At 44.1% G+C, this 5,813-nt stretch carries 6 protein-coding genes; 3 read left to right on the top strand and 3 right to left on the bottom strand.

The features are described from left to right. Together WBA23_RS08425 and WBA23_RS08420 are read left to right on the top strand one after the other, a co-directional pair. A partial coding sequence (locus WBA23_RS08425) for a quinone oxidoreductase family protein (protein WP_424581832.1) occupies window positions 1-576 on the top strand: 576 nt, incomplete at its 5' end. A 7-nt stretch (window positions 577-583) separates the two neighbouring features. Further along, complete coding sequence (locus WBA23_RS08420; RefSeq protein ID WP_424581831.1) at window positions 584-1,114, top strand: GNAT family N-acetyltransferase; 531 nt, start codon at window positions 584-586, stop codon at window positions 1,112-1,114. A gap of 14 nt (window positions 1,115-1,128) precedes the next feature. Here the strand turns inward: WBA23_RS08420 and WBA23_RS08415 are convergent, their stop codons facing one another. Then, window positions 1,129-2,244 (bottom strand): lactonase family protein, encoded by a 1,116-nt coding sequence (locus tag WBA23_RS08415; RefSeq protein WP_424581830.1) that lies wholly within the window; start codon window positions 2,242-2,244, stop codon window positions 1,129-1,131. 223 nt (window positions 2,245-2,467) lie between these two features. Here WBA23_RS08415 and WBA23_RS08410 point away from each other — a divergent pair, with 223 nt between their 5' ends. Continuing rightward, the gene (locus tag WBA23_RS08410; RefSeq protein WP_424581829.1) at window positions 2,468-2,782 is read left to right on the top strand and encodes an RNA recognition motif domain-containing protein; all 315 of its coding nucleotides are present in this window, start codon (window positions 2,468-2,470) and stop codon (window positions 2,780-2,782) included. A gap of 57 nt (window positions 2,783-2,839) precedes the next feature. On the opposite strand, the gene acs is transcribed toward WBA23_RS08410, so the two are convergent. Both acs and WBA23_RS08400 read right to left on the bottom strand, forming a co-directional pair. Next, window positions 2,840-4,738, bottom strand: a complete 1,899-nt coding sequence (acs, locus tag WBA23_RS08405; protein ID WP_424581828.1) for an acetate--CoA ligase — start codon at window positions 4,736-4,738, stop codon at window positions 2,840-2,842. A gap of 133 nt (window positions 4,739-4,871) precedes the next feature. Then, the coding region (locus WBA23_RS08400) for a VC_2705 family sodium/solute symporter (protein ID WP_424581827.1) at window positions 4,872-5,813 on the bottom strand (942 nt) is incomplete at its 5' end.

Here is a 5,813-nt window from a genome sequence, read left to right as displayed (position 1 = left end):
GCGGGGGGAGTGGGTACGGCTGCGGTTCAATTAGCCAAAGCCCAGGGCTGTAAAGTTTTCGGAACCGCTAGCAAACCTGAGAAATTAGAATTGCTTCAGAAATTAAAAGTAGATTATCCGATCAATTACCAGGAGTTGGATTTTGCTTCGGTTGTCCGGGAAGCTCAGTCGGGTGGGGGAGTAGATGTGGTGCTGGAGTTGGTAGGTGGTGAAACTTTCCGCAAAAGCCGTGATTTGCTTAACCCTTTCGGAAAGATGGTTATTGCTGGAATGGCCGGACTAAAATGGAGTAAGCGTAATCCACTTACCTGGCCAGATTTGATCAAGAACATCCCTCAAGCCAAAATCCTACAAATGGCCCAGCGTTCCACCGGACTATTGGCCACCCATATTGGCTACCTTATTGAGCATCGGGAAGTAGTGGAGCGGGAGTGGGCAACATTGACCAAGTTCGTTAAGGATCAAGACATAAAACCGGTTGTATCTAGGGTATTCCAGTTTGATGAAATGGCGCAGGCCCACCAGTTTATTGAATCCCGAGAAAGTTATGGCAAAGTAGTAGTTACCTTGGAATAAACTAAGAATGGAGATATTAATACGTCGGGAAGAGTCTACCGATTATTCAGCGGTATTTAAGCTGATTGAAGCATCCTTTCAAGATGAACTTCTAAGCGACCACCGGGAAGGGTATTTAGTAGAACGCTTACGCGGATCATCAGCCTTTGTACCTGAACTTTCCCTCGTTGCTGAGAATGATAGCAATGTTATCGGATACATTCTGCTAACTAAGATAATCATCCAAAATAATCGTAAAATCTACGAGTCATTAGCCCTCGCTCCGGTTTCGGTGTTACCTCAATATCAGCGGATGGGAGTAGGGACTAAGTTAATTGCTGAAGCACACGAAAGAGCTAAATTTTTAGGCTTTAAGTCAGTCGTTTTACCCGGACATCAGGACTATTACTCTCGGTTTGGCTATGAACTTGCTAGTAAGTATGGTATCAAACTTCCATTCGATGTTCCTGAAGAAAATTGTATGGCAATAGAACTCATCGAAGGTGGTCTTGATGGCGTTATTGGCGAAGTGAAGTATCCGGATGAGTTTCTTGCGTAGACTATTTAATAACGCTATTTAATTTCGAGGCATACTGGGCTAGGTACCGATAGCTCGGTTCCGGTAGCAGTAAGCTGACCGTTTTCTTTGTTACGCTGAAAGAAAATAATATTATCGGTGTTCTGATTAGCTACGAGTACAAATTCACCCTGAGAATCGATAGTAAAATTCCGGGGAACCTCACCTAGGGTGCTTTGATATCCTCGCGAGGTCAGTTTACCCGTATCAGCATTGATTTCGAAAATCGCCAGGCTGTTATGACCTCGGTTTGAAACGTACAAAAATCTGCCGTCGGGACTGCTGTGTATGTCAGCTACCGAATTATTATCAGAAAAACCTTCCGGTAGTGTAGACACCCGTTGAACCTGATGTGTCTTCCTTTCTTTAATGTTTAAGTAATGAACGCTCACCGTAGAGGTTAACTCTTCGGCTACATAGATGTATGAAGAATTCTTCGATTGGGAAAAATGCCGAGGACCGGCACCTGCCTCAGTAGTTATGTAGGCAACTGGTGCAGGCAGCGCGTTTTTATCTTTCATCTCGTAAATCTTCAAGTAGTCTAGCCCCAAATCAGCCGTAATAAAGTAGTTGCTTTGAGGAATAGACTGAATTGAATGTACGTGCGGTGCTTCTTGGCGATTAGGGTTTACACTACTTCCCGTATGTTGAACCGAATCGGCCAGCGATCCAACGCTTCCACCATTCTTAATAGGAAATACTGACAATGAACCACCGCCGTAATGCGAAACATACAACCAATCTTGGTTACCATCAATATGTACATGACAGGGACTAATGCCGTAAGATGAAATTTGATTTATAGGCGACAGTTCACCCGATTTTTTATCAATAGAAAACGATGATACTGAACCCCAATCAGGATATTCTTCCGTACCTCCTCGGTTGGCGGAGTAGAGGTAGTGTCCGTCTGGGCTAACTGTCAGAAATGAGGGGCTTTCGGGGGTATTTACTGTTTGTTTTAAAGAAAAAGACTGATTATCTCGATCAAAGGAATATACATATATACCTTCGCTTCCTCTAACCGAGTAGGTTCCGACGTACAAAGTCTCTTGAGCAGAAGCTGTAAAACTGATCAATAGTAGCAGAAAAAGGAATTTTAAACGATTCATGGCTGGTAATTAGTTGTACAATAACAAGTAGAACAGTATTAAAACAAGTTTTTAAAAAATAAAGCCCGATTTTTAGATAATCAATTGTGCAAACTTGAACCTTTCTAGAAAAGAAAATGTAGTTTTGTCGGATAGAATACGGTATATCTCGTAGTTTTATTGAATTACTTGTTTTATACAATACGCTATCTTATTACTTTATTTATTATTATTTATTCTTTTTATGAATTTATTCGTAGCAAAATTAAGTCCTTCAACAACTAGTGAGGACTTAAACGACCTGTTCGCTGAATACGGCGAGGTCGATTCAGCTAAAGTGATTTTTGACCGGGAGACTGGAAATTCACGTTGCTTTGGCTTTGTTGAAATGTCTGACGACGAGTCAGCCAATCGTGCTATTTCAGAACTTAACGAAGTTGAGTTTGATGGTAGTGACATTGTAGTTAAGAAAGCCCGCCCTAAAGGCGAAGGCGGCGGTGGCGGACAACGTCGCGGCGGTTTCGGTGGTGGCGGCGGTGGATACAACAGCCGATACTAAAATATCTTAAATATATTGTATCAATGAAAAAGGGCAACCATTATGGTTGCCCTTTTTTTATAGCGCTTGTCCTTTCATAATCTCCTCAACCACTTCTGGGTTCAGCAACGTAGAGGTATCTCCTAAATTACTAGTATCACCTTGGGCAATTTTGCGAAGAATACGACGCATAATTTTACCGGAGCGTGTCTTAGGCAATCCAGGTACCAACTGAATTTTATCAGGCTTAGCAATTGGTCCAATAATCTGGCTTACTGTCTGCCGAATTTCATTGGCTAAGTTTTCTTCCGAACGATCGGTTAAATCGCAAATTACGTAAGCGTAGATGCCTTGCCCCTTTATATCGTGTGGATAGCCTACTACAGCTGATTCTACTACCTTCGGATGTTCGTTAATAGCATTTTCTACTTCGGCAGTGCCCATACGGTGTCCTGATACATTAATCACATCGTCGACCCGACCCAAAATACGGTAGTAGCCGTCTTCGTCTCGCTTCACCCCATCACCGGTAAAATATAATCCTTTATAGGTTGAGAAATAGGTTTGCCGACAACGCTCGTGGTCGCCGTAGGTAGTTCGTAGCATGGACGGCCAGGGAAACTTTACACATAGATTACCTTGTACACTATTATCCTTAAGCTCTTTGCCATCAGCATTTACAATAACTGGCTGCACTCCGGGTAAAGGAAGAGTTGCATAACCCGGCTTGGTGGGGGTAACTCCTGGAATAGGCGATATTAAGATTCCTCCGGTTTCGGTTTGCCACCAGGTGTCTACAATTGGGCATCGGCCTTTTCCTACATGATCGTGGTACCAGTGCCAAGCTTCTTCGTTAATGGGTTCACCTACCGAACCAATTACTTTTAGTGATTCAAGTGAGTAGCCTTCCAGCGGTTCCAGTCCATAAGCCTGCAATGCACGAATAGCTGTAGGGGCGGTATAAAATTGTTTCACCTGATACTTATCTACTACTGACCAGAACCGTCCGGCATCTGGATAGGTAGGCACCCCTTCAAACATTAAGGTGGTAGCTCCGGCTAACAAAGGACCATACACAATATAAGAGTGGCCGGTAATCCAGCCAATATCAGCTGTGCACCAGTAGACATCCCCTTGCGTATACTGAAAAACGTTTTCGAAGGTATAGTGGGTGTAGACCATATAACCTCCGCAGGTATGCACTACGCCTTTGGGTTTGCCGGTTGATCCTGAAGTGTACAGAATGAAGAGCATGTCTTCCGAATCCATTTCTTCGGCTTTATTTTCTACCGAGACGCCCTCAATAGCCTCGTGCCACCAGAGGTCACGATCATCTTTCATCGTAACTTCTGTATTGGTACGCTTTAGTACAATAACCCGCTCAATAGTGCTCGTATTTTCTAATGCTTCATCTACTACGGCTTTTACCGGAATAGTTTTCTTGCCTCGAAAATTGCCATCGGATGTCAGCACTACTTTTGCTTCGCAATCATTAATGCGATCGGCTAATGAGGTAGCAGAAAATCCGGCGAATACCACCGAATGTACGGCTCCTACTCGAGCGCAGGCTAGCATTGCTACTGCTGACTCAGGAACCATTGGCATATAAATAATAACCCGGTCGCCCTTTTCTACCCCCTGGGCCTTTAGAACGTTAGCAAACTGACAAACTTGCTCGTACAGCTGCCGGTAGGTGATTATTCTATTTTCTTCGTCTGGATTATTAGGTTCCCAAATTATTGCCGGATGATCACCTAATGTATACAGGTGGCGCTCCAAAATATTTTCGGTAATATTGAGCTTGCCGTTAATAAACCATTTAATACTTGGTTCCTCAAAATTCCACTCTACCACTTCATCCCATCCCTTGCGCCAGTGGAAGGACTCGCCGATCCTAGCCCAGAACTGTTCGGGTTGTTGTACGCTTTTCTGATATTCGTGAATGTAGCCCCCCAGGGTTTGTATTTTGTTGCTCATAGTAAAATTGTAGGTTGTTGGTAAGTTGCTAATATTACCAATTTCTGACAATTATTGAATAACGATTGATGACAAATGATTAATGAGATGGCATACGCCATTTATTTCATCATTATTCATTACTAATCAATCATCAATGTTCTATCGCCTCTCCAGCTCCTCGAGGATAACGAATGCTTTCTACCATCTCCTGCACATCGGCGGGTGGGGGATCAGTCATATGACATACTACCATTGAGATCAGAAAGTTAACCAGCATGGCTACAAACCCGAATCCTTCGGGTGAAATACCAAGCCACCAATCGTCAGCACCTCCGCCTCTCAACAGATCAAACTTAAACTTCAGGATATAGAGTATCATAATCAGCAACCCAGTCACCATTCCGCTGATAGCTCCCGCTTGGTTCATCCGCTTGTAGAAGATGCCCATAATAATTGCTGGAAAGAAAGAGGCTGCCGCCAATCCGAAGGCTAAAGCAACTACGGCCGCTACAAAATCGGGTGGGTTAATACCAAAATAACCCGCAATAATTACCGCTACTGCCGCGGCTCCCCGCGCTGCCCATAGCTCCCCTGCATCGGAAATATCGGGTTTCAACTGCTTCTTGATCAGATCGTGAGCAATAGAAGTAGAGATAACCAGTAGCAGTCCGGCAGCAGTAGAAAGTGCCGCTGCTAATCCTCCGGCAGCCACCAAAGCTATCACCCAGTTGGGTAAGCGAGCAATCTCAGGATTGGCCAAGACCATTATGTCCTGGTCAGCTATAAACTCGTTTTGTTCGGCATCCGCCACATACTGCACCCGTCCATCTTGGTTTTTGTCTTCGATAGTAATTAGTCCGGTGGCTTGCCAATTAGTAACCCAAGAAGGAAGGTCATTGATTGAAACTCCCGAAACTGAGTTAATCATATTCGTACGGGCGAAGGCTGAAATTGCTGGTGCCGTGGTATACAGAATAGCAATAAATACCAGCGCATAACCGGCGGATAGTCGCGCATCGCGAACGCGAGGAACGGTGAAGAAGCGGACAATAACGTGAGGTAACCCTGCCGTACCAATCATTAGTGCTCCGGT

Source organism: Tunicatimonas sp., from assembly GCF_049647865.1.
Lineage (GTDB): Bacteria > Bacteroidota > Bacteroidia > Cytophagales > Cyclobacteriaceae > Tunicatimonas.
This window is presented reverse-complemented; position numbering and strand designations above follow the sequence as displayed.

What these genes read in the sequence shown, in the direction of transcription:
- WBA23_RS08410 (WP_424581829.1), top strand. Translation starts at nt 2,468, where the DNA reads ATGAATTTATTCGTAGCAAAATTAAGTCCTTCAACAACTAGTGAGGAC.
- WBA23_RS08420 (WP_424581831.1), top strand. Translation starts at nt 584, where the DNA reads ATGGAGATATTAATACGTCGGGAAGAGTCTACCGATTATTCAGCGGTA.
- acs (WP_424581828.1), bottom strand. Translation starts at nt 4,738, where the DNA reads ATGAGCAACAAAATACAAACCCTGGGGGGCTACATTCACGAATATCAG.
- WBA23_RS08415 (WP_424581830.1), bottom strand. Translation starts at nt 2,244, where the DNA reads ATGAATCGTTTAAAATTCCTTTTTCTGCTACTATTGATCAGTTTTACA.